The sequence below is a fragment of the Mesorhizobium sp. WSM4310 genome (assembly GCF_007003935.1).
Classification (GTDB): Bacteria; Pseudomonadota; Alphaproteobacteria; order Rhizobiales; family Rhizobiaceae; genus Mesorhizobium.
Window position 1 is genome coordinate 239,610 of sequence record NZ_VFTA01000003.1, and the last position, 26,057, is coordinate 265,666.

A 26,057-nucleotide genomic window follows, 5' to 3' on the forward strand; every position below is an offset into this window, starting at 1 on the left:
GAACTTTGATGGGCCGTGGCATGGATTTCTCCGGAAAGCTGATCGTACCGCGGCTGGACCAGCCCCATTTGGTTGTCAGCCAGCCGGCGCCGTAGCAGTTTGCGCCAACCGGAAATCGATTCCGATTTCCGGACCCATAGGCTACGGTCACGCTGACATCAGGAGGCCCATCATGTTCCAGACCTTCGATTCCGCGGGCGACCCTTCGGTTGGCAAGCCGCGCGTGGCGCTGCTGCGCCAATGGCTGGCCGCCAATGGCCTCGACGGTTTTATCGTTCCGCGCGCGGACGAGCACCAGGGCGAATATGTCGCCGATCGATCGGCACGGCTGAAATGGTTGACCGGCTTCAGCGGCTCGGCCGGCGTCGCCATCGTGCTGCGCGACCGCGCCTTCATCTTCGTCGACGGGCGCTACACGCTGCAGGTGCGCAGCGAGGTCGATCTCGACATCTTTGCCGTCGAAAGCCTGGTCGACAACCCGCCCGCCGTCTGGCTCAAGGACAATATCGGCAAGGGCGCGCGGCTGGGCTTCGATCCATGGCTGCACACGATTGGCGAGGTCAAGGCGTTGCAGGCCTCGGCCGACAAGACCGGCGCGGTGCTGGTGCCGCTCGAGAAAAATCCGATCGACATCATCTGGAACGACCAGCCCGCCGCGCCGGTGACGCCGGTCGAGCTGCACCCGATTGGCTTTGCCGGCGAACTCGCCAAGGACAAGCTGGCGCGGCTGGCAACAGCGATCGGCAAGGACGGCGCCACCCATGCGGTGCTGACCGACCCCTCCTCCATCGCCTGGGCCTTCAACATCCGAGGCGGCGACGTACCGCACACGCCGCTGGCGCTCGGCTTCGCCATCCTCGCGGCGGATGGATCGCACCAGCTGTTCATGGACATGCGCAAATTCTCGCGCCAGGTCGCGGCCTATCTCACCCAGCTCGCCGATCCGCACGAGCCCGGCGAATTCGAGGCGGCGATCGCAGCGCTTGCCAAGGGTGGCGCCAAGATCGCGCTCGACCCGGTGCTGGCGGCCGACCGGCTGCGCATGCTGGTCGAGGACAATGGCGGTACCGTGGTCGCCGCGCCCGATCCTGCCCGCATCCCGCGAGCCACCAAGAACCAGGCCGAGATCAACGGCTCGCGCGCCGCGCACCGTCGTGACGGCGCGGCGGTGGCCAAGCTGCTGTGCTGGCTGGAGCGGCAAAAACCCGGCTCGCTCGACGAGATCGCGGTCGTCACAAGGCTGGAGGAGAGCCGCCGGCAGACCGGCGAGGAAACGCAAATGCCGCTGCGCGACGTGTCCTTCGACACCATTTCCGGCGCCGGCCCGAACGGCGCCATCATGCATTACCGCGTGTCGCGCGCCACCAGCCGCAAGCTGCAGGCCGGCGAGTTGTTCCTGCTCGATTCCGGCGCGCAGTATCAGGACGGCACCACCGACATCACCCGCACCGTGCCGATCGGCCAGCCGACCGAGGAAATGCGCGAACGCTTTACGCTGGTGCTGAAAGGCATGATCGGCATTTCCACGCTGCGCTTCCCCGCCGGCACGCGCGGCTCGGAAATCGACGCCGTCGCCCGCATGGCGCTGTGGAAGCATGGTTGCGACTTCGCCCATGGCACCGGCCATGGCGTCGGCTCTTATCTGGCCGTGCATGAAGGTCCGCAGCGCATTGCCCGCACCGGCACCGAAAAGCTGCTCGAAGGCATGATGCTGTCCAACGAACCCGGCTATTACAAGGAAGGCGCCTACGGCATCCGCATCGAGAACCTCATCCTGGTGACGCCGGCCGAACAGATCGAAGGCGGCGACATCGCCGTGCATGGCTTCGAGACGCTGACGCTGGCGCCGATCGACATCAGGCTGGTGCGGTCAGAGCTGCTGACGCGCGAGGAGCTGCATTGGCTAGACGCCTACCATGCCCGCGTTCTGGCCGAGATCGGACCGATGCTCGACGGCGAAACCTTGGCCTGGCTGGAAAAGGCGACAGCGCCGCTGCCGCACGACGCGAAGATTTGAGGCGAGCCTCTTTCTCCAAGTCACTATACGGGGAGTTGAGAAGCGGTCCGCGAAGCGGACGAAAAGCCAATTGCTTGGCTTTTCGAGTGACGAACGCCCGGCAGGGCAATGAGGGGCGGCGCCAACGCTCGGAAAGATCGCGGGCCAAACTACGCTGCGAACTGCCGCGCCAGGATGAGCACTGCCGCGCCAGCCAAAAACATCGACATCAGCCCGCCGCGCAGTGAGACCGCGGCGGTGACGACCAGCGCCGCCCATTCCGCCGGTCCGGCATTCAACAGCTCCGGCGCCACCAGCGTCGTCAGCACCGCCGCCGGCACGGCGTTGAGGCCGGCCTCGACGCGCGGATGGATGTTCTCGAAGCGGGAGATGACCAGATGCCCGCCGACGCGCGTGAGATAGGTGGCGACCGCGCCGGCGATGATGATCCAGAACGTCGTGCTCATGGCCTTGTCTCCACGCCGCTATGGTGCGGCGGCAGGATGACGGCGAGCAGCACGCCGGCAATGGCGCCGATCGAGACGTGCCAGGGCGAGCCGACCGTCTTGTAGGCGACGATTGAGGCGCAGGCACTGGCGACCACCACCGGCAGCCACAGCGGTCGCTTGCGGAAGCCCATCACCAGGCCGAGGAAATAGATCGGCAACAGGAAATCGATGCCCAGCGCATGCGTGTCGGGGATGAGCTTGCCGAACACAGCACCCAGCGCGCTTTCGGTTACCCAGAACACATAGACCGGCAGGCCAAGCCCCAGATACCAGGCGAAGCCGACCGTCTGGCCCGACGCCGCCCTCGCCTCGGCCACCGCGAACTGCGGATCGGTGAGGATGAAATAGCCGAGCGCCTGCTGGATGACAGGCCAATGCGCGATGCGCCGGCCAATGCCGGCGGAGTAGAGCACATGGCGGAAGTTGACGGCGAAGATCGACAGCACGATCAGCCACGGCGCGACATGCTGGCCGAACAGCTGGATGCCGACCATCTGGCTGGCACCGCCATAGACCAGCGCGCTCATCATAAAGGCTTCGAGGACCGAGAAACCATTGTCGACGGCAAGCGCCCCGAACAGCACCGCGAACGGCGCCGACGCCACGACGACAGGCATGGAGAGCCGCACGCCTTGCCAGAAGTCGCTTCTGCCGCCGCTCTCGGAAATCACGTCCGTCGCCATCGATCGCTCCAGGGTCGAAACCGTCGATGTAGGTAGTGCAGCCCGCCTTGTCACACGAATTCGCTTGAGCCAAACGATCAGCGGAAATGATCATCGCCGGGCTCGAGATGGAACTTAGTCCTTCGCGATTTTGCCCTCGATCGCCCTGCCCCAGTCGAGCAGAGGCTTGGCGCGCATGGTGAAATCGACGAGTTCCTCGACCAGTTCCGGCCCGTGGATGCCCGCCGGATCGATGACGTGGCGGACGGCAAAATGCCGGTTGCGGATCGCAGCGACGAGATCCTTGTCCGTAACGTGCTCGAAGCCCCGCGGCGTGCGTTTCATGGCGTCTTCGGCGCTAAGCTCGAGGCCGTTCTTCTTCAACGCCTTAACCATGGCGCGAAACCTGTCCGGCCACGTCTCGATGGCGCGCCGCATCGCCAGCAGCAGCGCAGCCTCCGGCTGCCACCAGGCGACGCCGGCAAAGCAGCCCTCAAGCCCGATATGAATGTAGAACACGCCCTGCACGGCCTTGCTGCCATCGGGCGACAGGATCGCCGAGACATGCCGGTTGTAGGGCCGCTTGTCCTTGGCAAAGCGCACGTCACGATTGATGCGGAACAGCGACTTCTTGCGGTCGCCGCGCAAGCCGAGCCGCGCTTCCGCAAAGCGTTGGGTCAGCGTGTCGACGAGATCGCCAAGCGGATCGCGCAGTTCCTGTTCGAACAGGTCGCGGTTTTCCAAAAACCACTCCCGGCTCTGGTGGAAATCCAGCGCCTTCAGGAACGGAAGGGCCTTTGGGCCGAAGCCTTTGAACGCCATCACGCCTTGCCGACCCGTTGCAGCCAGGTGTCTTCGTCGATGACTTCGACGCCAAGTTCGCTGGCAAGCTTGAGCTTGGAGCCGGCGCCGGGTCCGGCGACCAGCAGATCGGTCTTGGCCGAAACCGAGCCGGCCACCTTGGCGCCCAGGCGTTCGGCCATCGCCTTGGCTTCCGAGCGCGTCATCTTCTCCAGCGTGCCGGTGAAGACGATGGTCTTGCCGGCAACCTCGCTGTCGGCCGAGACGGTGACGATATAGGGCTTGGGCCTGACCTGCTCGAGCAGCTTGTCGAGCACGTCGTCATTGCGTTCATTGCCGAAGAAATCGCGCAGCGCATCGATCACCGTGTCACCGATGCCGTTGACCGAAGGGAAGACGGTGTGCGGATCCTGCGCTGCCGCCGTTTCCTTGCCGACGCGGATCAGTTCCTCGATGGTGGAAAAGGTCTTGGCGAGCACGGCGGCCGTCGTCTCTCCGATATGGCGGATGCCGAGCGCGAAGATGAAGCGATCGAGTTCCGGCTCGCGGCGCGAGTCGATGGCCGCGAACAGCTTGTCGAGGCCTTCATAGTTGCGGTCCTCGACATTGCGCACATTCTTGCGCGTCTTTCCGGACGCCGCCTCACGCTGCCTGGCCTGCTCCTCGCGCCGCTCGGCCAGCGCCTTGGTGACGGCGGGACGTCGATCCCTGAGCGTAAAAATATCGGCGGCCGTCTTGATCAGTCCGGCATTGAAGAAGGTGTCGATGTTTTCGGCGCCCAGGCCCTCTATATCGAGCGCCCCGCGCGAAACGAAATGGCGCAATCTTTCCACGGCCTGTGCTGCGCAGATCAGCTCGCCGGTGCAGCGCCGGCGGGAATCCTCCTTGCCGGTCTTCTCGTTGATCTCGCGCGTCGCCGGCGAGCCGCAGACCGGACAGGTATGCGGGAATTCGTAAGGCACGGCATCGGCCGGGCGCTTGTCGATGACGACGCTGACAATCTGCGGAATGACGTCGCCTGCCCGCTGGATCACCACCGTGTCGCCGATGCGCACATCGATGCCGTCGCGGATCGGCAGGCCGTTGCTGTCGAAACCCTTGATGTAATCCTCATTGTGCAGCGTGACGTTCTCGACCACGACGCCGCCGACGGTGACGGGCGCAAGCCTTGCGACCGGCGCCAGCGTGCCGGTGCGGCCGACCTGGATGTCGATCTTCTGCACGGTCGTCATCGCCTGCTCGGCCGGGAATTTGTGGGCAACCGCCCAGCGCGGCTCGCCGGTGACGAAACCCCAGCGGCGCTGCAATTCCAGCTGGTCGACCTTGTAGACGACCCCGTCAATGTCATAGCCGAGCGAGGAGCGCTGCTCCTCGATGCGATGATAGTGCGCTATGAGGTCGTCGATCGACTTCGCCCGCACCATCAGCGGGCTGACCTTGAACCCCCATTCCTTGAACTTCTGCACCGAATCGAACTGCGTCGGCGCGGGGTCCGCCGTCGTGTAGCCCCAGGCATAGGCGAAGAATTTCAGGTTGCGGCTGGCGGTGACCGATGGATCTTTCTGGCGCAGCGATCCTGCCGCCGTGTTGCGCGGATTGACGTAATCCTGGCCGCCGGCCGCCGCCGAGCGCGCCTTCAGCGCCTCGAATTCCGCATAGGTCATGTAGACCTCGCCGCGTATCTCGATGACATCAGGCCAGCCGGAGCCTTTCAGCCTCGCGGGAATATCGGCGATGGTCCTGAGATTGGCGGTGATGTCCTCACCCACGGTTCCGTCGCCGCGCGTCGCGCCCTGCACGAACACGCCATTCTCATAGCGCAGCGACGCCGACAGCCCGTCGATCTTCGGTTCGGCGGTGAAGGCGATATCGAGGTCCTTGTCGCGGTCGAAGAAACGCCGGCCGCGCTCGATGAAATCGGCGACGTCCTCGTCGGTATAGGCCTTGGCGAGGCTGAGCATCGGCACGGCATGGCGCACCTTGGCGAAACCTTCGGCCGGCGGCGCGCCGACCCTGCGCGACGGCGAATCCTCGCGCACCTGGTCGGGAAAACGCTCCTCGATGGCAAGGTTGCGCCGGCGCAGCGCATCATATTCGGCGTCGGTGATCGTGGGCGCGTCCTCGGCATGGTAGCGCCGGTCATGCTCGGCGATCTCCTCCGCCAGGCGCTTCAGCTCGGCTTCAGCCTCGCTTTCGCTGAGCGAATCGACAGGTTTTTCGGCCATGCTTTTCTTCCCCGAACGGTGGCGCGCCACAATAGAGCATGATCCCGAAAAGTGGGAACCGGTTTTCGGAAAAGATCATTCCTGAACAGCAGGATGGAGCCATATCCTGACTCGCTGCCATATCCTGCCCCGTCAATGACGCCGGATGGCCTTACGCCGCGTTTGTGTTCTCGCGCAGCAGCCTTTCGGCGGCGGCGCGTGCCTCGTCGGTGATCGTGGCGCCGGCCAGCATGCGGGCGATCTCTTCCTGCCGCGCCGGCCTGTCCATCTCGGCAATGCCGGTCGCCACACGGTCCGTGCTGCCCGATTTTGAGATCAGGAAATGCGTCGCCGCGCGCGCCGCCACTTGCGGCGCATGCGTGACCGACAGCACCTGCACGCGCTTCGACAGCCGCGCCAGCCTTTGGCCGATGGCATCCGCCACGGCGCCACCGACGCCGGTGTCGATTTCGTCGAAAACCAGCGTCGGCGCCGAGCCACGGTCGGCCAGCGCCACTTTCAGCGCCAAAAGGAAGCGCGACAGCTCGCCGCCGGACGCCACCTTCATCATCGGCCCGGGCCGCGTGCCGGGATTGGTGCGCACCCAGAACTCGATCTGGTCGATGCCCTCTTCCATGCGGGTCTCGGCCTCGCTCTTCATCTCCACGATGAAGGCGGCGCGTTCGAGCTTCAGCGCCGGCAATTCGGCCATCACCGCCTTGGTCAGGCCGACGGCCGCCGCGTGGCGAAGCGAGGAAAGCTGCGCCGCGGCGATGTCATAGGCCTCGCGTGCCGCCGCGGCCTGCTTTTCCAACCCATGCAGGCGTTCCTCGCCGGCATCGAGATCAGCCAGATCGGCAACCATCGTGTCGCGCAGTTGCGCCAGATCGTCGACGGCGACACTGTGCTTGCGTGAGGCGGCGCGCAGCGAAAACAGCCGCTCCTCCGCCTTCTCCAGCCGCTGCGGGTCATACTCCGTTGCGCGAAGGGCCGCTTCGACACCGGACTGCGCGGCGTCGAGCGACAGCATGGCTTCGTCCAGCGACTTGACCACGTCCTCGAGCAGGCCGGGCGCCTCCGTCGCCTTGCGCTGCAGCCGTCTCAGCAGACTGGCGAGTTGCGGCAAGGGCGAAGACGGGCCGGACAGTACATCCTGGGCGTCATGGATTTCGGAAGCGATCTTTTCGGCGCGCATCATGTGGGCGCGCAGTTCGGCAAGTTCCGTTTCCTCGCCAGGCTGCGGATCGAGCTTGGTCAGCTCCGCCACCGCCGCACGCAGGTAATCGGCCTCGCGCGCCGCTGCCGCCACCTTGGCGCGGTGGCGCGTGAGCTCCTGCTCGCAGGCGCGCCAGTGGCGCCAGGCCTCGCCGGTCGATCGGACAGCGCCGAGATGGCCGCCGAAAGCGTCGAGCACGTCGCGATGGGCGCCCGGATCGACCAAGGCGCGTTCGTCGTGCTGGCCGTGGATCTCGACCAAAGCGCGCCCGACATCGCGCATCAGCGTCACGCTGGACGGCTGGTCGTTGACGAAGACGCGGGTGCGGCCGTCCGCCGTCTGCACGCGGCGCAGGATGATGTCGCCATCATCCTCGATGGCATTCTCGACGAGCAGCGCGCGTACCGGATGGTTGCGCGCCACATCGAACACGGCAATGACCTGGCCCTGTGGTGCGCCATGGCGCACCAGGGAGGCGTCGCCGCGCGCGCCGAGCGCCAGTGACAGGGCATCGAGCAGGATGGATTTGCCGGCGCCGGTTTCACCCGTCAGCACGGAAAGGCCCGGCTGGAAGTCGATATCCAGCTTCTCGATCAGGACGATATCGCGGATCGACAGTCTGGAAAGCATCAGAACCCGAACCTCAGGCAATTCCAGGAAAGGTGCGTAGCGTTTTTCCCATCGGAATTGCATAGGACAAAAAGTTGGGACGGCTCAGCGCTTCAATCAAACCACTGAACCGCCGTGGAGCGGTGCGCGACCGATTGGAGTCGCAGCGCCGCACTATCTTTTTGTTTCAGCATCGGATCAATCCGAAAAGCGCCCAACGCACGCTTGCGCCTGACAGATCAGGCGCCGGTGATCAGCTTCCCGGCCTTGGAAATCCACGATCCGGCATTCTCGCGCGGCGAAAGCCCGTTGCTCTGCAGGAGCTTGTAGGAATCCTTGTACCACGGGCTGTCGGGATAGTTGGTGCCGAGCACCGCGGCGGCCGTCTGGGCCTCCGAGGTGAGCCCCATCGCGTAATAGCTTTCGGTAAGGCGGGCCAACGCTTCCTCGACATGACGCGTGTTGGAATAGTTTTCCACCACGGTGCGGAAGCGCTTGACGGCCGCGATGTACTCGCGGCGCTCCAGATAATAGCGGCCGATCTGCATTTCCTTGCCGGCGAGCTGGTCGTTGGCGAAGCGGATCTTCTCCTTGGCGTCGTCGACATACTCCGACGTCGGCCAGCGCGTGACCAGATCCTGCATCGTCTGCAGCGTCTGGCGCGCTTCCTTCTGATCCTGCGTCACGTCCTTGATCTGGCGATAGTAGCTCAGGCCGATGATGTACTGTGCATAGGGCGCGTCATCGGTGGACGGATAAAGCGCCAGATAGCGCTTGGCCGACGAGATCGCCTCGTCGTAGCTGCCCTTTCGGTAGTCGGCGAAAGCGCCCATCACCATCGACTTGCGAGCCCATTCCGAATAGGGGTGCTGGCGGTCGACGGCGTCGAACTTTTTGCTCGCCTCGTCGAGGCGGCCGGCATTCAAATTGGCGAGGCCCTGGTTGTAGAGAACGTCGGCCGGCTCGGTCTGGTCGACATATTTCGACAGATCGATGTCTTTCTCCGACGACATGCAGGCCGACAGAAAGAGCGATGGAACAACCAGCGAAAGCGCCAGGAGAACAGACCGCTTTGGCGCTTTCGATTGACCGACTCGCTTGAAGAACATGATTGGATTGCGCCCTTTCGGCGTTATTTTAATGCCTCTTGCATGCTGTTGTCCCAAAACTGGTCCCCACTTTTGAGCGACATGCACTAATCGACGGCAGCAGCCATAAACCATAACCGCCTTGCCCGGCAACGCTATCTCCGGGCAATGGCGCATTTTTGTGGCGGCAAGGCGGCGCTAGGGCATCCCTATGATTTCGCCGGTCGATGATGCATTCCTGCAACACCCGGCATCCCGCCACAAAGCGTGAAAACGGTGCGAAACCTAGATCATCCAAGGCGCGTAGAGCGGCGCATTGACGGCGCTCATCTCTGCCGCGCGGCCACGCTCGCGGCGTGTCGTCTCGACGATCTCGAAGGCCGTGCGGTCCGACAGCAGGCGCCGCAGCGCCGCGGCGTTCAGCCTGTGGCCGCCGCGATAGGAGCGGAAACAGCCGATGAAGCGGGCTCCGGCCAGAGCCAGGTCGCCCATGGCGTCGAGCGTCTTGTGGCGCACGAATTCGTTGGGATAGCGCAGGCCGCCCATATTGATGACGCGGTTGTCGTCACCGATCACCAGCGAGTTCTCGAGCGAGGAGCCAAGCGCGTAGCCGGCCGCCCACAGCCGCTCGACATCCTTCATGAAACCGAAGGTGCGGGCGCGCGCAATATCGCGGCGAAAAATGTCGGCATTGATGTCCGACGCAAAGAGCTGACGGCCGATGGCCGGGCTTTCGAAATCGATCTCGACCTCGAAGCGGGTGCCGTCATAGGGCCTGAACTCCGCCCAGGAAGCACCGTTCTCGATGCGAACCGGCTTGACGACCCTGATATAACGCCGCTTGACCGGCAGCGTCTCGATGCCCGCCTGGTCGATGGCTTCCACGAAGGCCATGGCGCTGCCGTCGAGGATGGGAACCTCGTGGCCGTCGATCTCGATGAGAACATTGTCGATGCCGAGCCCGAACAGCGCGGCCATGATGTGCTCGACGGTGGCGATATGCTCGCCCGAGGGACCGCCAAGCATGGTGCACAGATCGGTGGCGCCGATCTCGGAAAACAGGGCACGGAACTCGCGGCCCTGCCCTTCGCCATTGATGAGCTGGAACACGATGCCGGTGTCGGCATCCGCCGGCAGGAAACTGATGGAAACTTCTTTGCCGCTGTGGACGCCGGTGCCCGTAAGCGACGCGCGCGTCTTCACTGTCGTCTGGTAGTCGTGCAAGACAATCCCCATAAGCCCGATATGCCTAAGTCCGCTTCTCCAGCCCAAGGGCGCGGCTCTTGTTAAATCGGCAGGCAGGGTCACTTCCCCGAAATCCCGGCAGACCGACTATGGTAGGCAGCGAAGATAATGTCCCGCCAGGGAGACTCCAAATCACGGTTTCTTACCCTCTGTAATCGCGAGCCGGAGCAACCCTCATATCGTAACTGTTTGATTCTACAGCACTTAAAATGTTTAACAGGCGAGCAAAGGATTGCTCGCCTGTTAACAATTGTTACGGTCCGTTAACCGCTCAGTTGGCCTGGCGGCGCAGGAACGCCGGAATCTCCAGCTGATCGTCGTCCTGAGTCGCCCTGGTCTGCGGCGTCAGGCGGCCCTGGTCGTCCAGCTGGCCACGGCGCGGCGCATAGAGCTGGGCGTCCTGGCTGGCGAGACGGCGCACTTCGGGGGCGGCCTGGCGCAGCTTCGGCTCGCGCGGTTGCGCCGGCTGCAGCCTTGCAGGTTCCTCCTCGCGGCGGGTCAAGCCGTTGGTAAGGCGCTTCAACAGGCCCATCGGTCCGCTGCTGTTCTCGTGGTCCACCGGACGGCTCTTGGCGTCGACCTCGGCCTTCACCACCGGCGGAAAGTCCTCGACGCGCGGCATGCGCTGCGGTGCCATCGCCACCGGCTGCTGGACCTCACGCAGCATTTCGCGCGGCTGCGGGGCCGGCTGTATCTGCTGGACGACCGGCTGCGGCATTGGCTGCTGCGGCGGCGCCTGGAAGATCTTGCTCTGCGGGCGGAAATCGTCCGCATGGGTGACAGGAGCCGGGCGGGCCTGCGCCATGGCGGCGGCGTTCGACTCGGCGAGTTGGATAGCCTCGGCGACCGGGTCCGCGGCGCGCGGTTCATAGACAGGCTGCTGGACCGGTGCCGGGCGGCTCTCCACGGCGGCCACGGCCGGACGGGCGGCCGGCTTCGGCGGGGCCGTACGGATCGAGATCGGCGCCGCGGCGATTTCAGCCGCCGACTTGTCGATGCCGGTGGCGACCACCGAGACACGGATGACGCCTTCGAGTTCCTCGTCGAAGGTGGCGCCGAGGATGATGTTGGCGTCCTGGTCGACCTCCTCGCGGATACGGGTCGCTGCTTCGTCGACCTCGAACAGGGTCAGGTCGCGGCCGCCGGTGATCGAGATCAGCAGGCCCTTGGCGCCCTTCATCGAGGTCTCGTCGAGCAGCGGGTTGGCGATCGCGGCCTCGGCGGCGGCCATCGCGCGGCCCTCGCCCGAAGCTTCGCCGGTGCCCATCATCGCCTTGCCCATCTCGCGCATCACCGAACGCACGTCGGCGAAGTCGAGGTTGATCAGGCCTTCCTTGACCATCAGGTCGGTGATGCAGGCGACACCGGAATAGAGCACCTGGTCGGCCATGGCGAAGGCGTCGGCGAAGGTGGTCTTGTCATTGGCCAGCCGGAACAGGTTCTGGTTGGGGATGACGATGAGGGTGTCGACGCATTTCTGCAGTTCCTCGATGCCCAAATCGGCCGTTTTCATGCGGCGCTGGCCTTCGAAGTGGAACGGTTTGGTGACGACGCCGACGGTGAGGATGCCCTTTTCGCGCGCGGCGCGGGCAACGACCGGAGCAGCACCCGTGCCGGTGCCGCCGCCCATGCCGGCGGTGACGAAGCACATATGGGTGTTGGACAGGTGATCGATGATCTCGTCGATGCACTCTTCAGCCGCCGCGCGGCCGACTTCCGGCTGCGAGCCGGCGCCGAGGCCTTCGGTGACATGCGCGCCGAGCTGGATCAGCCGGTCGGCCTTCGACATTGTCAGCGCCTGCGCGTCGGTGTTGGCCACGACGAACTCGACACCGCGCAAGCCCGCGGTGATCATGTTGTTCACGGCATTGCCGCCGCCGCCGCCGACACCGAACACGGTGATGCGCGGCTTAAGCTCGGTGATGTCCGGCTTCTGCAGATTGATGGTCATTGTCTCCGTCCTTTGCCTTTCACGCCGCTTCGCCGCCGCGGCCGCCTATGGGGCTGTCCCCGTCAATTAGAAACTGTCTCTCAACCACTGACTCATGCGATGCAGTTTTCCACCCGTTCCGGTCATCCTGAGACCGGAAATGCCTTTTGCAGGATGGCTCTCGAAATTCGCCATCTGCGGATAGATCAGAAGCCCGACGGCGGCCGAGAAAGCCGGCCCCTTCGCCGCTTCGGGCAGGCCCGCCACGCCGAGCGGGCGACCGATGCGCACATTGCGCCCCAGGATGCGGCGCGCCGCTTCCGGCAGGCCGGCCAGCTGGCTGGCGCCGCCGGTCAGCACGACGCGCTTGCCGACCGCATTGCCGTAGCCGGACTTGTTCAGCCGGTCGCGCAGCAATTCGAGCGTCTCGTCGATGCGGGCGCGCACGATGCGCGTCATCACCGAACGCGGGATCTGCAGCGGCACGTCGCCGTCGTCGCCGATCGGCTGGATCGACACCAGGTCGCGGTCGTCGGCACTGCCCGGCAGCGCCGAGCCATGCATGACCTTCAGCCGTTCGGCGGCATCGAGCGAGGTCGAAAGCCCCTTGGCCATGTCGAGCGTGACATGGTTGCCGCCAATGGCGATCGCGTCGCCATGGACGAACTTGCCTTCCGAAAACACCGATATGGTCGTCGTGCCGCCGCCCATGTCGATGCAGGCGGCACCCAGCTCCAGCTCGTCATCGACAAGCGCGGCGAGCCCGCTGGCATAGGGCGTCGCCACCATGCGCTCGACCGACAGATGCGAGCGGTTGATGGAAAGCTCCAGATTGCGCATCGGTGCCGCATCACCCGTCAGCACATGCATGTCGACGCCAAGCGCGTCGCCGACCATGCCGCGCGGATCGCGCACGCCGCGCTCGGCATCGAGCGAGAAGCCGACGGGCAGCGAATGGATCACCTCACGCTCGGCCTTGAGTGCCTGCTTGGCGCCGGCGCCGAGCACGCGCTTGATGTCGGCTTCGTCGGCCTCGTGGCCGCCAAGATTGATGGTCGCCGAGAAGCTTTCGCTCTTCAGCCGGCCGGCGGTCATGTTGACGATGAGCGAATCGACCGTCAGCCCCGCCATGCGCTCGGCGGCGTCGACGGACAGGCGGATCGCATGCTCGGCGCGGTCGAGATCGACGACCACGCCCGATTTCACGCCTTGCGACTTCTGATGACCGATGCCGATCACCTGGATCCGGTGCGAGCGGCCTCGCAAGAGCTTGCCGTCATCGTTCGGCTTGAGCTTGGCCACCATGCAGCAGACCTTGTTCGAGCCGACATCCAGCACCGTCAGAGTGCCGGACCGGCGCGACGAGGCATCGCCTGAACCGCCAAGCCAGCTCATATCTTCGTCTCCGACTTGCGCTTGAGGGTCTTCGGCTTCTCGTTGAGCGCGGCCTCGCGCTGCGTCGCCGCTTCGGGCGTCAGCTCCACGACCAGCCGGTCTGTCAGGCGCATGTCGACCGCAGCGATGTCGCGCGACAAAAGCCCCTTGTCCTTATCCATCTTGACCAGCTCGGCGAGCGCCTGGTCTTCCTCGTCCTCGGGCAGCTTGACGGTGATGCCGTTGTCGAGCTTCAGGTCCCAGCGGCGATCGCCAACGCGGACATAGCCTTTGACCCTGCTCGCGAGGTCCGGATATTTTTCGACCTTGGCCAGGAAGTCAGGCGCCTTGGCCGGCGCGCCCTCGCCGATCAGCAGCGGCAGCAGCACCTGCTTGCCGCCGGAGAACGGAGCGATGACCGCGCCATCCTTCTCGATGACCGAGAGATCATTGCCCTGCTGCCAGAGCGCGAAGGCTTCGCGCTCCTCGACGCGCACTTCCAGCGTGTGCGGATAGACCTTGCGCACCGCCGCCATTTCGATCCACGGCAGGCCGGAGATGCGCTCGCGCGCAGCCTCGGCGTCGAAGCCGATCAGCGAGGTCCAGCCGTCGAGCTCCAGCCTGTCGAGAATGTCGATCTCCGAGGTCTGGCGATTGCCGACCACCTTGACCTGATCGACGGCAAAGCCGGTACGGGCGGTGATGCTCTGGATGATGCCGTCGGCATGGCCGCCGAGATAGGCGCCATAGGCGCCGCTCGAAGCGAGCAGCACCGCCGACATCATCGCGGCGGAGAAGCGCGGCGCCTCGAATTCACCATCGCCCAGGCGCGCCAGGATGCGCACCGGGCGGCGAAGCACGCGCGGCAGCACGAAATGGCCTGATGACAACGACAAGCCGAACAGCGACGGCCCGGCCGCGCCCTTCCCCTTGCCTTGCCCCCATTTCAACGCAGACACGAAGCGTCCTCCACCATCCAACTCAACAACTCACCAAACGAATGCCCGGCATGGGCCGCGATTTCAGGCACCAGAGACGTCGGCGTCATGCCCGGCTGAGTGTTGACCTCGAGCCATACAACTTCGCCATTTTCGGAGTGACGATCGTCATAACGGAAGTCCGACCGGGAAACGCCCCGACAGCCGACAGCTTGGTGAGCCTTGAGCGCCAGTGTCTGTATTTTTTGGTAAATATTCGGTGAAACTTTTGCGGGGCATTCGTGTTTTGATCCGCCCGCGACATATTTTGAATCGTAATCGTAGAAGGAATGACCGGTCGGGATGATCTCGCAGACGCCGAGCGCCACATCGCCCATGACGGCGCAGGTCAGCTCGCGCCCGTGGATGTAGCGCTCGACCATGACGGTATCGCCATATTTCCACTCGGACGAGCCGACGACCTGCGGCGGATGCGACTGCCCCTCCGACACGATGACGACGCCAAAGCTCGATCCTTCATTGACCGGCTTGATCACATAGGGCGGCTTCATCGGATGCTTGTTCTGGATGGCAAAGCGATTGGCGACCTTCGATTCGGCGACGGGAACGCCGACCGATTTGACGATCTTCTTCGCCTGCTCCTTGTTCATGGCGAGCGCCGAGGCGAGCACGCCGGAATGGGTGTAGGGAATGGCGAGATATTCAAGGATGCCTTGAATGGTGCCGTCCTCGCCGAACGGGCCGTGCAGCGCATTGAAGGCGACGTCAGGCTTGAGCTCGGCGAGCACCGAGCCGACATCGCGCCCGACATCGACGCGGGTGACCTGATAGCCCTCACTCTCCAGCGCATCGGCACAGGCCTTTCCGGAGGACAGGGACACGGGCCGCTCGGACGAAAAACCTCCCAGCAGGACGGCCACATGCTTGCTTTTCATTCCCCGTCATCCCCTCTCACGGCGGACCAAAAACCAAGATTTCCGCAACATTGAGTCCGAGTCTCCCGGCAGGTTGCCCCCCAGACGGAAAACGCGGGTAACGCGTCGAACGACTCAAATCAGGAAACGCTTTCCAGCAGAGAATCAGAGAGTTGATTCACTGGCAAGTGCTTATGATTCCGAGAGATTCACTTTCTGAGAAAATGGCTGCGAAAACCGTGTCGCTGAGTCCCCGGAGCAACGGTTTTGCGCGTTCTGCAAGCGCATTGAAGTTCATGCATCACATGAACTTCATAGACAGCGAAGGTACGTTGAGGTTCAGGTCAGGCCGAGTCGAAAACGATGGCCTTCGAGAACCGGAGCGGAGCGGACATTCGGGTCCGTGAGCACCGGAAGCGGAGAAGGCCGTCGTTTGCAGGCCGGCATCACCTGAATATCAGCGTACCTAGAGAAGCTGACCCAGAAACTCCTGGACGGCATGCCCGGGCCGGAAATCGCCGATGCGCTTGATCTCCCACTGCAGCCGGATGCCCGAATGCTCGAGCACGCGGGCGCGCACCGTCTCGCCGAGATATTCGAGGTCGTAGCCGGTCGCGGTGCCGGTGTTGATCATGAAATTGCAATGCATGGGCGACATCTGCGCGCCGCCGATCATCAGGCCACGGCAGCCTGCCTTGTCGATCTCCTTCCAGGCCGATGTGCCTTCGGGATTCTTGAAGGTCGAGCCGCCGGTCTTCTCGCGGATCGGCTGCACGGTCTCGCGGTGGTTCTGCACCGCGTCCATGGCCGCCTTGATCGTGGCCTTGTCCTCGGCAAAGCCTTCGAACACGGCCGAGGTGAAGATCAGTCCGGCAGGGGCGGACGAATGGCGATAGGCATAGCCCATCTCGGCATTGCTCAGCGTCTGGACATTGCCGTTGCGGTCGAGAGCGCGCACCTCGACGACGCGCTCGCGCGTCTCGACGCCATTGGCGCCGGCATTCATCCTCAGCGCCCCGCCGACGGCGCCCGGAATGCCGTGATAGAAATGGAAGCCGCCAATGCCGGCTTCCAGCGCCAGGGCCGCGACACGCTTGTCGGGCGTGGCGGCACCCGCCTTGATCCTGATCGGCGAAACGATCTCGGCCTCGCCAAAGCCCTTGGCCGAGAGCCGGATGACGAAGCCTGGAATGCCGCCGTCCCTGACCAGCAGGTTCGAGCCGACACCAACGACGGTAAGAGGTATCTCTTCGGGAACCGCGCGCAGGAACGCGGCAAGGTCTTCTTCGTCGGCCGGCTGGAACAGCACCTCCGCCAGGCCGCCGGCGCGGAACCAGGTGATCTTGTCCATCTCGGCATTCGGCGTGAGCCGGCCGCGCAGGCCGGCAAGCCGGTCGCCGAGTCTGTCGATCAGGGCCTGGCCGTGCATCATGAGGCGGCAAGCTCCTTTGGCAGAGCATAGGCCCATTGGGTGATGTTGCCGGCGCCGAGGAAGACGACGAAGTCGCCGGGCTTGGCCAGGTCGCGAATGATCGGCGCGATCGCTGCCGGACCCTCTATGTATCGCGCGTCGCGATGGCCGCCGGCGCGGATGCGCGACACCAGCGCTTCGGAAGTCACGCCTTCGATAGGCTCTTCGCCGGCCGCGTAGACCGGCGCCACAATCACCGTGTCGGCATCGTTGAAGCAGGTTGAAAACTCGTTGAACAGATCATGCAGCCGGGTGAAGCGGTGCGGCTGGGCAATGGCGATCACGCGCCCCTTGGTGGCGCTGCGCGCCGCCTTCAGAACCGCCGAGATCTCGACCGGATGGTGACCGTAATCGTCGAACACATCGACGCCGTTCCAGGATCCGGTAAGGGTGAAGCGGCGCTTGACGCCGGCGAAGGACGACAGGCCCTTCTTGATCGCCTCGCCGGACAGGCCGAGCTCATGCGCGACGGCGATGGCGGCGGTGGCGTTGGAGACATTGTGGCGGCCGGGCATCGGCAGGCGCAGACCTGAAATCGTGCTCTGGCTGCCGGTCTTGCGGTCGCGGATCACCACGTCGAACTCGGAGGTGGCCCCCGCCATGCGGTGGTTGGTGAAGCGCACATCGGCCTGCGCGTTCTCGCCATAGGTGATGACCCGGCGATCCTCGATGCGGCCGACCAGCGCCTGCACTTCAGGATGGTCGGTGCACATCACGCCGAAGCCGTAGAACGGCACGTTCTCGACGAACTGGCGGAACGCCTCGCGCACCTTGTCGAAGCTGCCGTAATGGTCGAGATGTTCGGGATCGATGTTGGTGACGACGGCGATGTCGGCCGGCAATTTGAGGAAGGTGCCGTCGCTCTCGTCGGCCTCGACCACCATCCACTCGCCGTCGCCCATGCGGGCATTGGTACCATAGGCGTTGATGATGCCGCCATTGATGACGGTCGGATCGAGCCCGCCGGCTTCCAGCAAGGTCGCCACCATCGAGGTCGTCGTCGTCTTGCCATGCGTGCCGCCGATCGCCACCGCCTGACGGAAGCGCATCAGCTCGGCCAGCATCTCGGCGCGGCGCACGATCGGCAGCAGCTTTTCGCGCGCGGCTTTCAGTTCCGGATTGGTCTTCTTGATCGCCGTCGAGACGACCACCACCTCGGCATGGCCGAGATTCTCGGCCTTGTGGCCGACGTAGCATTCGATGCCCTTGTCGCGCAGCCGCTGCACATTGGCACTGTCGGCCTGGTCGGACCCTTGTACCTTGTAGCCGAGATTGTGCAGCACCTCGGCGATGCCGCTCATGCCGATGCCGCCAATGCCGATGAAATGCACAAGGCCGATGGTCTGCGGCATCTTCATGCTTGCGTCCCTTTCTTGAAATCCGAAACGGTTTTTTGGGACGCAATAGCCTCTGTGAGATCGGCGAGCAACCGTGCCGCGTCCGGCCTGCCGGCCGATTTCGCGCCCGCGGCCATCGCCGCCAGTTGCTCGGGATTGTCCATCAGCCCGCCAATGAGGGCCGCGATGCGCTCGGGCGACAGCGTCGATTGCGGGTGCACCTCGCCGCCGCCGGCAGCGGCAAGGGCCGCCGCGTTCGCCGCCTGGTCGTGGTCGAGCGCATAGGGATAGGGCACCAGCAGCGCGGGCCGGCCGATGACGGCGATCTCCGAGACGGTCGAGGCGCCGGAGCGCGAGATCACCAGATGCGCCGCCGCCATGCGCGCCGCCATGTCGGTGAAGAAGGGCGAGACCTCGACGGCGACGCCAAGCGCGGCATAGGCCGTCTTCACCCGCGCCACGTCATCCGCGCGCGCCTGCTGCGTGATCACGAGACGCTTGCGCTGTGCATCCGAAAGCAACGCGATGGCACCCGGCATGGCATCGGAAAAGAACTGCGCACCCTGGCTGCCGCCGAACACCAGCAGGCGGAAAGGCTCCTCCCCTGTCGATGCCGCATAAGCCGTCTTGGCCGCTTCCAGCACCGCCGGCCGAACCGGATTGCCTGTCGTTACCGTCTTTTCGCCGGTGGCGCTCGTATCCTGCGGCAGGAAGCCGCCGGCTATGGCATCGACACGGCCGGCCAGCGCCCTGTTGGCGCGCCCCATCACCGCGTTCTGCTCATGGATCAGCGTCGGCACCTTGCGCCGCGTCGCCGCGTAGAGCGGCGGCAGGGTCGGATAGCCGCCAAAACCGACCACCGCGTCCGGCTTGATCCTGCCGATAATGGCGGAGGCCTGGCGCACGCCGCGCCAGATTTTCCAGAATGCGCCAAGCACGGCAATCGGATTTTTCGAGCCCATCGTCGCCGACTGGATCGGATGGACGGCTGCAGCCGGGAAGTGGCCGGCAAACCGCTCGGCGCGATCGTCGGTCGCCAGATGCACCGTCCAGCCGCGCTCGTTCAGCTCATGCGCCAGCGCCTCGGCCGGAAACAGATGTCCGCCGGTTCCGCCCGCCGCGAGTAGGATGACGCCCCTCGCCATGTCACTCCGCCGGCAAAGCGCGCTGCGGCAGCGCAAAACCCATCTGCTTGCGCTTCTCCGGCCGCTTGCGCGTCAGCGCCAGCACCATGCCCATCGAAATGGCGATGGCGATCTGCGAGGAGCCGCCATAGGAGATGAAGGGCAGCGTCATGCCCTTGGCGGGCACCAGTTGCAGGTTGACGCACATGTTGATTACGGCCTGCAGGCCGAACACGGTGACGAGGCCGCCGACCGCATAGCGGGTGAAGTCGTCATGTTCCTTGAGCGCCGTGTTTAGGCCGCGCAGCACGATGAATGCGAAGATCGACATGATGAAGAAGCACATGATCAGCCCGAATTCTTCGCCCGCGACCGAGAAGACGAAGTCGGCGTGGCTGTCGGGGATGACCCGCTTGACCGTGCCCTCGCCCGGGCCGACGCCGAACCAGCCGCCATTGATCAGCGCGTCGCGTCCCATGTCGACCTGGAACGTGTCGCCTTCGCCGGTGAGGAACTTGTCGATGCGCAAGGCAACGTGCGGAAACACCGTATAGGCGGCAAAGACGCCGCCGACGCCGGCAGCACCCAGCACGATGATCCACAGCCAGGGCAGCCCGGCCATGAAGAACATGATGCCCCAGGTGCCGGTCGTCAGCATGGTCTGGCCGAGGTCCGGCTGCGCCACCAGCAGCGATACGACCAGCACCAGCAGCAGCATGGCGAACAGGTTGCCGGGAATGTCGGGCTGGCGCTTATGTTCGGCGAACAGCCAGGCGCACATGATGACGAAGGCCGGCTTCAGGAATTCCGAGGGCTGGATCGACAGGCCGGCGAGCGACACCCAGCGCCGCGCACCCTTCACCTCGACGCCGATATAAAGCACCGCCACCATCAGCACCAGCATGAGGCACAGCATGATCAGCGACATGCGCCGGATCTCCCTGGAATCGAGGAAGGAGACGGCCAGCATCACGCCGAGCGCGGGCACGGTGAAGATGATCTGCCTGGTGGCGAAATGGAAACTGTCGAGGCCGATGCGCTCGGCGACCGCGGGGCTGGCGGCGAAGGACAAGACGATGCCCAGCCCCATCAGCGACAGAAACGCCGCCAGGAACCAGCGATCGATCGTCCACCACCAGGTTGCGACAGGACTTTTATCGAGACGGCTCTGCATTATCGTGCCCCTCCGATGGGTTTGACGCCATCTATAGCGCTCGCAGCTTGCCTGAAGGCTTCGCCGCGAACTTCGAAATTCTTGAACTGGTCGAAACTGGCGCAGGCCGGCGACAACAGCACCACCACCTCGCCACTGCCGTCCTTGGCCGCATCATGGGCGGCGTGCGCGACCGCGGCGGCCAGCGTGCCAGATATCTCGTAAGGCACCGCCTCGCCCAGCGTCGCCGAAAAGGCCGGTGCGGCCTCGCCGATCAGATAGGCCTTGGCGATGCGCGGGAAGAAACCGCGCAGCGGTTCGATGCCGCCCTCCTTGGGCAGGCCGCCGGCGATCCAGTAGATGCGCGGAAAGCTCGACAGCGCCGGGGCGGCCGCGTCGGCGTTGGTCGCCTTGGAATCGTTGACGAACAGCACATGGCCCTTGCGGCCGACCTGCTCCATGCGGTGCGCGAGGCCGGGGAAGCTCTCGAGCCCCGACTGGATTTCGCCGAGGTCGAGCCCGACCTTCAGGCAAGCGGCGACCGCGGCAAGCGCGTTCTGCGCATTGTGCTGGCCACGCAGCGAACCGATGCCTTCGAGGAAGGCGACCTTGCTGTAGCGGCCGTGCACGGCCTCCATCAGATTGGTGCCGTCGGCGAAATAGCCGTCGGTCAGCGGCAGCCGCTTGGAAATGCGGATGACCTGCCGCCCTGCCCGCTCCAGCCGCTCAGCGATCTGCGCGCACCAGGAATCGTCGATGCCGATGATCGCCGTCTCGCTGCCCGCCACGAGCCGCTCCTTGATCGAGGCGTAGTGCTGCATGGTGCCATGGCGATCGAGATGGTCGGGCGTCAGGTTGAGCAGGATGCCGGCGGTCGGGTTGATCGAGGGCGCGAGGTCGATCTGATAGGACGAACACTCGACGACATAGTGTCGATTGGTCTTCGGCGGATCGAGCGTCATCACCGCGCGGCCGATATTGCCGCCCATCTGGGTGTCGCGGCCGGCCGATTTGAGGATATGCGCCGTCAGCGCGGTCGTCGTCGACTTGCCGTTGGTGCCGGTGATGGCGATGAAAGGCGCCGTTGGCGCGCCGAGCGTCCGCTCGCGGCAGAAAAGCTCGATGTCGCCGATGATCTCGACGCCGGCGCCCCTCGCCAGTTCCACCGTCCAATGCGGCTTGGGATGCGTCAGCGGCACGCCCGGCGACAGCACGAAGGCCGAGAATTTCGCCCAGTCGGCGCCGCGCAATTCGGCGGTTGCGATACCGGTGGTGGCCGCCTTGGCGACACTGTCGGGATTGTCGTCCCAGGCCAGCACCTGCGCCCCACCCTCGATCAATGCGCGTGCGGTCGCGATCCCCGAGCCACCGAGCCCGAAGAGCGCAACGTGCTTGCCTGCGAAGGATGCGGCGGGGATCAAGGGAGGGCTTCCTATCTGAGCTTCAGGGTGGAGAGGCCGACCAGCGCCAGGATGACGGCGATGATCCAGAACCGGATCACCACCTGGCTCTCGGTCCAGCCGAGCTTTTCGAAATGATGGTGGATCGGCGCCATCAGGAACACGCGCTTGCCGGTCATCTTGAAGTAGCCGACCTGGATGATGACCGACAAAATCTCGACCACGAACAGGCCACCGACGATGACGAGCACGATCTCGTGCTTGGTGGCGACGGCGACCGTGCCGATCAGGCCTCCCATGGCCAGCGAACCGGTGTCGCCCATGAAGATCGCCGCCGGCGGCGCGTTGAACCAGAGGAAGCCGAGGCCGGCGCCGATGACGGCGCCCAGCACGACCGCCAGTTCACCGGTGCCGGGAACGAAATGGATCTGTAGATATTCGGCGAACACCGCATTGCCTGAGAGATAGGCGATGACGCCGAACGACGCCGCCGCGATCATGATCGGCACGATCGCCAGTCCGTCGAGGCCGTCGGTCAGGTTCACCGCGTTGCCGGCGCCGACGATGACGAAGCACGAGAACGGGATGAAGAACCAGCCGAGGTTGATGATGAATTCCTTGGCGAAGGGAAATGTCAGCGACGAGGAGAACGGCGCCTGGCCGTTATGCATGATCACCCAGGCGGCGATGCCGGCGATGATGAATTCGAGCCCCAGCCGCGCCTTGCCGGAGAAGCCGAGATGCGACTGCTTGGTCACCTTCAGATAGTCGTCATAGAAGCCGATCGAGCCGAAGCCCAGCGTCACCAGCAGCACCACCCAGACATAGATGCTCGACAGGTTCGCCCACAGGAGCGAAGAGCCGATGATGCCCGACAGGATCATCAGCCCGCCCATGGTCGGCGTACCCGCCTTCTTGAAATGCGTCTGCGGCCCATCGGCGCGGATCGGCTGGCCCTTGCCTTGCCGTAGCCGCAGCGAATTGATGATGGTCGGCCCGAAGATGAAGACGATCAGCGCCGAGGTGATCAGCGCCCCGCCGGTGCGGAACGTGATGTAGCGGAAGACATTGAAGACCGAGATCTTGTCCGCGAAATCGACCAGCAGTGTAAACATGCGCTTTCGTCCCCCGACTTGACCTAGGTCAGTTTGCTGGTTGTCGTTTCAGCCGGGTACTTGCCCAGCAGCGCATCGACCAGTTTTGCAAAACCGATGCCCTTCGACGATTTGATCATCACCACGTCGCCAGGCTTCAGCGCGGCAAGCAGCACCGGCTTCAATTCCTCGACGCCGGCGCGGTATTCCGTCTTGATGTCGCCCGGTAGCGCTTCCGCCAGTGCCCGCATTTGGGGGCCGCCGAGAAACACTGTCTGCGTGCCGGTGCCAACGATGAGATCGGCAAGGGCGGCATGCAGCTTGGCCGAATGCTCGCCGAGTTCCAGCATGTCGCCGAGCACGGCGATGCGGCGCCCCTCACCCGTCACCGGCGTCGCGTTGAGCAGCGCCATGGCCGCCGCCATCGAGGCCGGATTGGCGTTGTAGCTCTCGTCGATCAGCGTGATCGGGCCACCGGGGTGGCTCGAAGTCGGGCCACCGGGATGCCGCAACACATGGCGCTTGCCGCGACCGCGCTCTGCCGAGAGATCGGCCAGGGCCAGGGCCACCTTGTCGAGATCGGCGCCGACCAGTTGCGCCGCGCCCAGCACCGCCAGCACGTTCTGCACCATGTGCCGGCCGGGCGCACCGATGCGGGCGATCATGTCATGGCCGCCGATCCGAGCGGCGATGTCGGAATGGTCGGCATGCAACTCGCATTTGGTGAGCTTGAAGGTCGAGCGCGCATTCTCGCCGAAACCGTACACATGCTCGACGCCTGCCGCATGCGCCATCTTGTCGAGCAGCTTGAAGCGCGCATCGTCGCGGTTGAGGACGGCGGCGCCTTCGGGCTCCAGCCCTTCGAAAATCTCGGCCTTGGCCTTGGCGATCTCGTCCAGATTGCGGAAGAAGCCGAGATGCGCCGCAGCGATCATGGTGACGATAGCGACATGCGGCCGCACCATCTTCACCAACGGCCGGATCTCGTCGGGATGGTTCATGCCGATCTCGAACACGGCATAGTCGCAATCATCGGGCATGCGCGCCAGCGTCAGCGGCACCCCCCAATGGTTGTTGAAGGACTGTGCCGAGGCATGCACCTTGCCGACCGCCGACAGCACATGGCGCAGCGCTTCCTTGGTGGTGGTCTTGCCGGCCGAACCGGTCACCGCGACGATCTTGGCCTGGGAACGGGCGCGCGCCGCGACACCAAGCTTTTCCAACGCGACCAGCACATCCTCGACGACGATGATTGGCGCCGTCAGCCGGCCGAGCGACGGCAGCTTGCCTTCCGCCACCACCAGCACACCGGCGCCGGCCTTGATGGCCGCGGTGGCGAAGTCGTGGCCATCCATCGCCTCGCCCTTGATGGCGAAGAAGGCGTCACCCGGCTGCAGGCTGCGGCTGTCGATCGAAATGCCCGATATGCCCTCGGGCATAGGCCCGAGCGGCCGCCCGTCCATGGCGGCGACCAGCGCCTCGGAGGTCCACAGCAAACTCATGCGGCACGCTCCCGCAGCGCGGCGCGGACTTCCTCGTGGTCGGAGAAATGCAAGGTTTCGGAGCCGATCGTCTGGCCTTCCTCGTGCCCCTTGCCGGCGACGATCAGCGTGTCGCCCGCATGAAGCATGCCGACAGCCTCGTGGATCGCCTTGCGCCGGTCGCCGATTTCGATGGCGCCGGGGGCTGCGGCAAGAATGGCGGCGCGGATGGTCTCGGGCACTTCCGAGCGTGGATTGTCGTCGGTGACGATGACGACATCGGCAAGCCGCGTGGCGATTTCGCCCATGATCGGCCTCTTGCCCCGGTCGCGGTCGCCGCCGCAGCCGAACACGACCATGACGCGACCGGTGGTGAACGGGCGCACCGAAGCCAGCACGTTTTCCAGTGCATCGGGCTTGTGGGCATAGTCGACATAGACCGGCGCACCGCTGGCGGTGGTGCCGACCAGGTCGAGCCGCCCCGGCGCGCCCTTCAATTTTTCCAATGCGGCCAAGGCCTTGGCGACGGGTGTTCCGGTGGAAATGGCAAGCCCTGCAGAAACCAGCGCGTTCGAAATCTGGAAATCGCCGGCCAGCGGCAAGTCGATTTCGTAAAGCACGCCCTCGGCCTCCACCTCGGCGCGCTGGCGATGGCGTTCGTGCTCGACCCGCTTCAGCGTGAGGAAATCGCCATGGCGGCCAACCGTCAGCACATTGAGCCCGGCGGCCTTCGCCGCCTGGATCGTCGGTGCCGACCACGGATCGTCGGCGAAGATGACCGCCGGCGCGCCCTTCGGCAGCAGCGTGTCGAACAGGCGCAGTTTGGCGCGATGATAATCCTCGACCGTCGGATGGTAATCCATGTGGTCGCGGCCAAGGTTGGTGAAGCCGCCGGCGGCGAGCTTCACGCCGTCGAGACGGCGCTGGTCGAGCCCATGGCTGGAGGCTTCCATCGAAGCATGGGTGACGCCGGCATCGGCCAATTCCCGCAGCAATTGGTGCAGAGCGACGGGATCTGGCGTAGTCAGCGAGCCATACTCGTTGCGGCCTGGCGCCACCACGCCGGTGGTGCCGATCGAAGCCGCGGCGTAGCCCGCCTGCTCCCAGATCTGCCTGGTGAAGGCGGCGACCGAGGTCTTGCCGCTGGTGCCGGTCACCGCCACCATGGTCTGCGGCTGCTTGCCGAAAAAGCGGGAAGCACTCAATGCCAACGTCAGGCGCGGATCGTCGACCGCCAGCACAGGAACCGGCAGTTCGGCAACGGAACTGCCCTTGACTGTCACGATCGCCAGCGCGCCGCGCCTGGCCGCGTCGGCGGCATAGGCCGCGCCGTCCGCCTTGGTGCCGGCGAGCGCAAAAAAGACGACGCCCGGTTTTACCTGGCGGGAATCGGACGAAATCCCGGTAACCTCCAGATCGGCGGAAGCTGTTCCTTCGACTGGCAGGACACCGGCTAGATCTCTGAGCTTCATCGAGTTCCGTTCACCGCAATAAAATAGCGCGCAGTCGCC

Annotated in this window: 20 protein-coding genes; 1 reads left to right on the forward strand and 19 read right to left on the reverse strand. The window is 64.7% G+C overall.

Translation table 11 applies throughout. The annotated features are described in order from the left end of the window. Positions 1–172 precede the first annotated feature (172 nt). Positions 173–2,017, forward strand: a complete 1,845-nt coding sequence (locus FJV80_RS06050) for an aminopeptidase P family protein (protein ID WP_142875872.1) — start codon at positions 173–175, stop codon at positions 2,015–2,017. Positions 2,018–2,166: 149 nt separating this feature from the next. Here FJV80_RS06050 and FJV80_RS06055 read toward each other — a convergent pair whose 3' ends face one another. From FJV80_RS06055 to FJV80_RS06145, 19 genes are all read right to left on the reverse strand, one after another. After that, complete coding sequence (locus tag FJV80_RS06055) at positions 2,167–2,463, reverse strand: AzlD family protein (protein WP_095787755.1); 297 nt, start codon at positions 2,461–2,463, stop codon at positions 2,167–2,169. After that, on the reverse strand, positions 2,460–3,188 hold the full coding sequence (locus FJV80_RS06060; RefSeq protein WP_095787754.1) for an AzlC family ABC transporter permease: 729 nt from the start codon (positions 3,186–3,188) through the stop codon (positions 2,460–2,462). The genes FJV80_RS06055 and FJV80_RS06060 overlap by 4 nt, the downstream gene beginning before the upstream one ends. 114 nt (positions 3,189–3,302) lie before the next feature. Continuing rightward, the gene (locus FJV80_RS06065; RefSeq protein ID WP_179296480.1) at positions 3,303–3,992 is read right to left on the reverse strand and encodes a DUF2461 domain-containing protein; all 690 of its coding nucleotides are present in this window, start codon (positions 3,990–3,992) and stop codon (positions 3,303–3,305) included. Next, positions 3,989–6,193, reverse strand: coding sequence for an NAD-dependent DNA ligase LigA (gene ligA / locus FJV80_RS06070; RefSeq protein WP_095773955.1), 2,205 nt, complete (start codon positions 6,191–6,193; stop codon positions 3,989–3,991). Before ligA ends, FJV80_RS06065 begins: the two co-directional genes overlap by 4 nt. Before the next feature lie 151 nt (positions 6,194–6,344). Continuing rightward, positions 6,345–8,018, reverse strand: coding sequence for a DNA repair protein RecN (recN, locus tag FJV80_RS06075; protein WP_095790811.1), 1,674 nt, complete (start codon positions 8,016–8,018; stop codon positions 6,345–6,347). A 218-nt stretch (positions 8,019–8,236) separates the two neighbouring features. Next, complete coding sequence (locus FJV80_RS06080) at positions 8,237–9,106, reverse strand: outer membrane protein assembly factor BamD (protein ID WP_095773953.1); 870 nt, start codon at positions 9,104–9,106, stop codon at positions 8,237–8,239. A 264-nt stretch (positions 9,107–9,370) separates the two neighbouring features. After that, positions 9,371–10,321 (reverse strand): UDP-3-O-acyl-N-acetylglucosamine deacetylase, encoded by a 951-nt coding sequence (gene lpxC / locus FJV80_RS06085; protein WP_142875874.1) that lies wholly within the window; start codon positions 10,319–10,321, stop codon positions 9,371–9,373. Positions 10,322–10,601: 280 nt separating this feature from the next. After that, a complete protein-coding gene (gene ftsZ, locus FJV80_RS06090; protein WP_095773951.1) occupies positions 10,602–12,281 on the reverse strand; it encodes a cell division protein FtsZ in 1,680 nt (559 codons plus the stop codon). 66 nt (positions 12,282–12,347) lie between these two features. Continuing rightward, positions 12,348–13,655: a cell division protein FtsA gene (gene ftsA / locus FJV80_RS06095; RefSeq protein WP_095787748.1), complete on the reverse strand. Its 1,308-nt coding sequence runs from the start codon at positions 13,653–13,655 to the stop codon at positions 12,348–12,350. Beyond that, on the reverse strand, positions 13,652–14,593 hold the full coding sequence (locus FJV80_RS06100) for a cell division protein FtsQ/DivIB (protein WP_095787747.1): 942 nt from the start codon (positions 14,591–14,593) through the stop codon (positions 13,652–13,654). The genes ftsA and FJV80_RS06100 overlap by 4 nt, the downstream gene beginning before the upstream one ends. Further along, positions 14,581–15,507 (reverse strand): D-alanine--D-alanine ligase, encoded by a 927-nt coding sequence (locus tag FJV80_RS06105; RefSeq protein ID WP_095773948.1) that lies wholly within the window; start codon positions 15,505–15,507, stop codon positions 14,581–14,583. The genes FJV80_RS06100 and FJV80_RS06105 overlap by 13 nt, the downstream gene beginning before the upstream one ends. A gap of 445 nt (positions 15,508–15,952) precedes the next feature. Continuing rightward, positions 15,953–16,918 carry a UDP-N-acetylmuramate dehydrogenase gene (gene murB, locus FJV80_RS06110; protein ID WP_142875876.1) on the reverse strand — a complete coding sequence of 322 codons (966 nt, stop codon included), beginning with the start codon at positions 16,916–16,918 and terminating at the stop codon, positions 15,953–15,955. Further along, on the reverse strand, positions 16,915–18,315 hold the full coding sequence (gene murC, locus FJV80_RS06115) for a UDP-N-acetylmuramate--L-alanine ligase (protein ID WP_142875878.1): 1,401 nt from the start codon (positions 18,313–18,315) through the stop codon (positions 16,915–16,917). The genes murB and murC overlap by 4 nt, the downstream gene beginning before the upstream one ends. After that, on the reverse strand, positions 18,312–19,439 hold the full coding sequence (murG, locus tag FJV80_RS06120; protein WP_095773945.1) for an undecaprenyldiphospho-muramoylpentapeptide beta-N-acetylglucosaminyltransferase: 1,128 nt from the start codon (positions 19,437–19,439) through the stop codon (positions 18,312–18,314). Before murG ends, murC begins: the two co-directional genes overlap by 4 nt. Before the next feature lies 1 nt (position 19,440). After that, on the reverse strand, positions 19,441–20,592 hold the full coding sequence (gene ftsW / locus FJV80_RS06125) for a putative lipid II flippase FtsW (protein ID WP_095790808.1): 1,152 nt from the start codon (positions 20,590–20,592) through the stop codon (positions 19,441–19,443). Then, positions 20,592–21,992, reverse strand: coding sequence for a UDP-N-acetylmuramoyl-L-alanine--D-glutamate ligase (gene murD, locus FJV80_RS06130; RefSeq protein ID WP_142875880.1), 1,401 nt, complete (start codon positions 21,990–21,992; stop codon positions 20,592–20,594). The genes ftsW and murD overlap by 1 nt, the downstream gene beginning before the upstream one ends. 11 nt (positions 21,993–22,003) lie before the next feature. Further along, entirely contained in the window at positions 22,004–23,086 is a 1,083-nt protein-coding gene (gene mraY, locus FJV80_RS06135; RefSeq protein ID WP_010910257.1) for a phospho-N-acetylmuramoyl-pentapeptide-transferase, read from the reverse strand. A 23-nt stretch (positions 23,087–23,109) separates the two neighbouring features. Next, positions 23,110–24,567: a UDP-N-acetylmuramoylalanyl-D-glutamyl-2,6-diaminopimelate--D-alanyl-D-alanine ligase gene (locus tag FJV80_RS06140; RefSeq protein WP_142875882.1), complete on the reverse strand. Its 1,458-nt coding sequence runs from the start codon at positions 24,565–24,567 to the stop codon at positions 23,110–23,112. After that, positions 24,564–26,018 (reverse strand): UDP-N-acetylmuramoyl-L-alanyl-D-glutamate--2,6-diaminopimelate ligase, encoded by a 1,455-nt coding sequence (locus FJV80_RS06145; RefSeq protein WP_142875884.1) that lies wholly within the window; start codon positions 26,016–26,018, stop codon positions 24,564–24,566. Before FJV80_RS06145 ends, FJV80_RS06140 begins: the two co-directional genes overlap by 4 nt. Between the last annotated feature and the right edge of the window lie 39 nt (positions 26,019–26,057).

What these genes read in the sequence shown, in the direction of transcription:
- FJV80_RS06050 (WP_142875872.1), top strand. Translation starts at nt 173, where the DNA reads ATGTTCCAGACCTTCGATTCCGCGGGCGACCCTTCGGTTGGCAAGCCG.
- FJV80_RS06055 (WP_095787755.1), bottom strand. Translation starts at nt 2,463, where the DNA reads ATGAGCACGACGTTCTGGATCATCATCGCCGGCGCGGTCGCCACCTAT.
- FJV80_RS06060 (WP_095787754.1), bottom strand. Translation starts at nt 3,188, where the DNA reads ATGGCGACGGACGTGATTTCCGAGAGCGGCGGCAGAAGCGACTTCTGG.
- ligA (WP_095773955.1), bottom strand. Translation starts at nt 6,193, where the DNA reads ATGGCCGAAAAACCTGTCGATTCGCTCAGCGAAAGCGAGGCTGAAGCC.
- recN (WP_095790811.1), bottom strand. Translation starts at nt 8,018, where the DNA reads ATGCTTTCCAGACTGTCGATCCGCGATATCGTCCTGATCGAGAAGCTG.
- FJV80_RS06080 (WP_095773953.1), bottom strand. Translation starts at nt 9,106, where the DNA reads ATGTTCTTCAAGCGAGTCGGTCAATCGAAAGCGCCAAAGCGGTCTGTT.
- lpxC (WP_142875874.1), bottom strand. Translation starts at nt 10,321, where the DNA reads ATGGGGATTGTCTTGCACGACTACCAGACGACAGTGAAGACGCGCGCG.
- ftsZ (WP_095773951.1), bottom strand. Translation starts at nt 12,281, where the DNA reads ATGACCATCAATCTGCAGAAGCCGGACATCACCGAGCTTAAGCCGCGC.
- ftsA (WP_095787748.1), bottom strand. Translation starts at nt 13,655, where the DNA reads ATGAGCTGGCTTGGCGGTTCAGGCGATGCCTCGTCGCGCCGGTCCGGC.
- FJV80_RS06105 (WP_095773948.1), bottom strand. Translation starts at nt 15,507, where the DNA reads ATGAAAAGCAAGCATGTGGCCGTCCTGCTGGGAGGTTTTTCGTCCGAG.
- murB (WP_142875876.1), bottom strand. Translation starts at nt 16,918, where the DNA reads ATGATGCACGGCCAGGCCCTGATCGACAGACTCGGCGACCGGCTTGCC.
- murC (WP_142875878.1), bottom strand. Translation starts at nt 18,315, where the DNA reads ATGAAGATGCCGCAGACCATCGGCCTTGTGCATTTCATCGGCATTGGC.
- murG (WP_095773945.1), bottom strand. Translation starts at nt 19,439, where the DNA reads ATGGCGAGGGGCGTCATCCTACTCGCGGCGGGCGGAACCGGCGGACAT.
- ftsW (WP_095790808.1), bottom strand. Translation starts at nt 20,592, where the DNA reads ATGCAGAGCCGTCTCGATAAAAGTCCTGTCGCAACCTGGTGGTGGACG.
- mraY (WP_010910257.1), bottom strand. Translation starts at nt 23,086, where the DNA reads ATGTTTACACTGCTGGTCGATTTCGCGGACAAGATCTCGGTCTTCAAT.
- FJV80_RS06140 (WP_142875882.1), bottom strand. Translation starts at nt 24,567, where the DNA reads ATGAGTTTGCTGTGGACCTCCGAGGCGCTGGTCGCCGCCATGGACGGG.
- FJV80_RS06145 (WP_142875884.1), bottom strand. Translation starts at nt 26,018, where the DNA reads ATGAAGCTCAGAGATCTAGCCGGTGTCCTGCCAGTCGAAGGAACAGCT.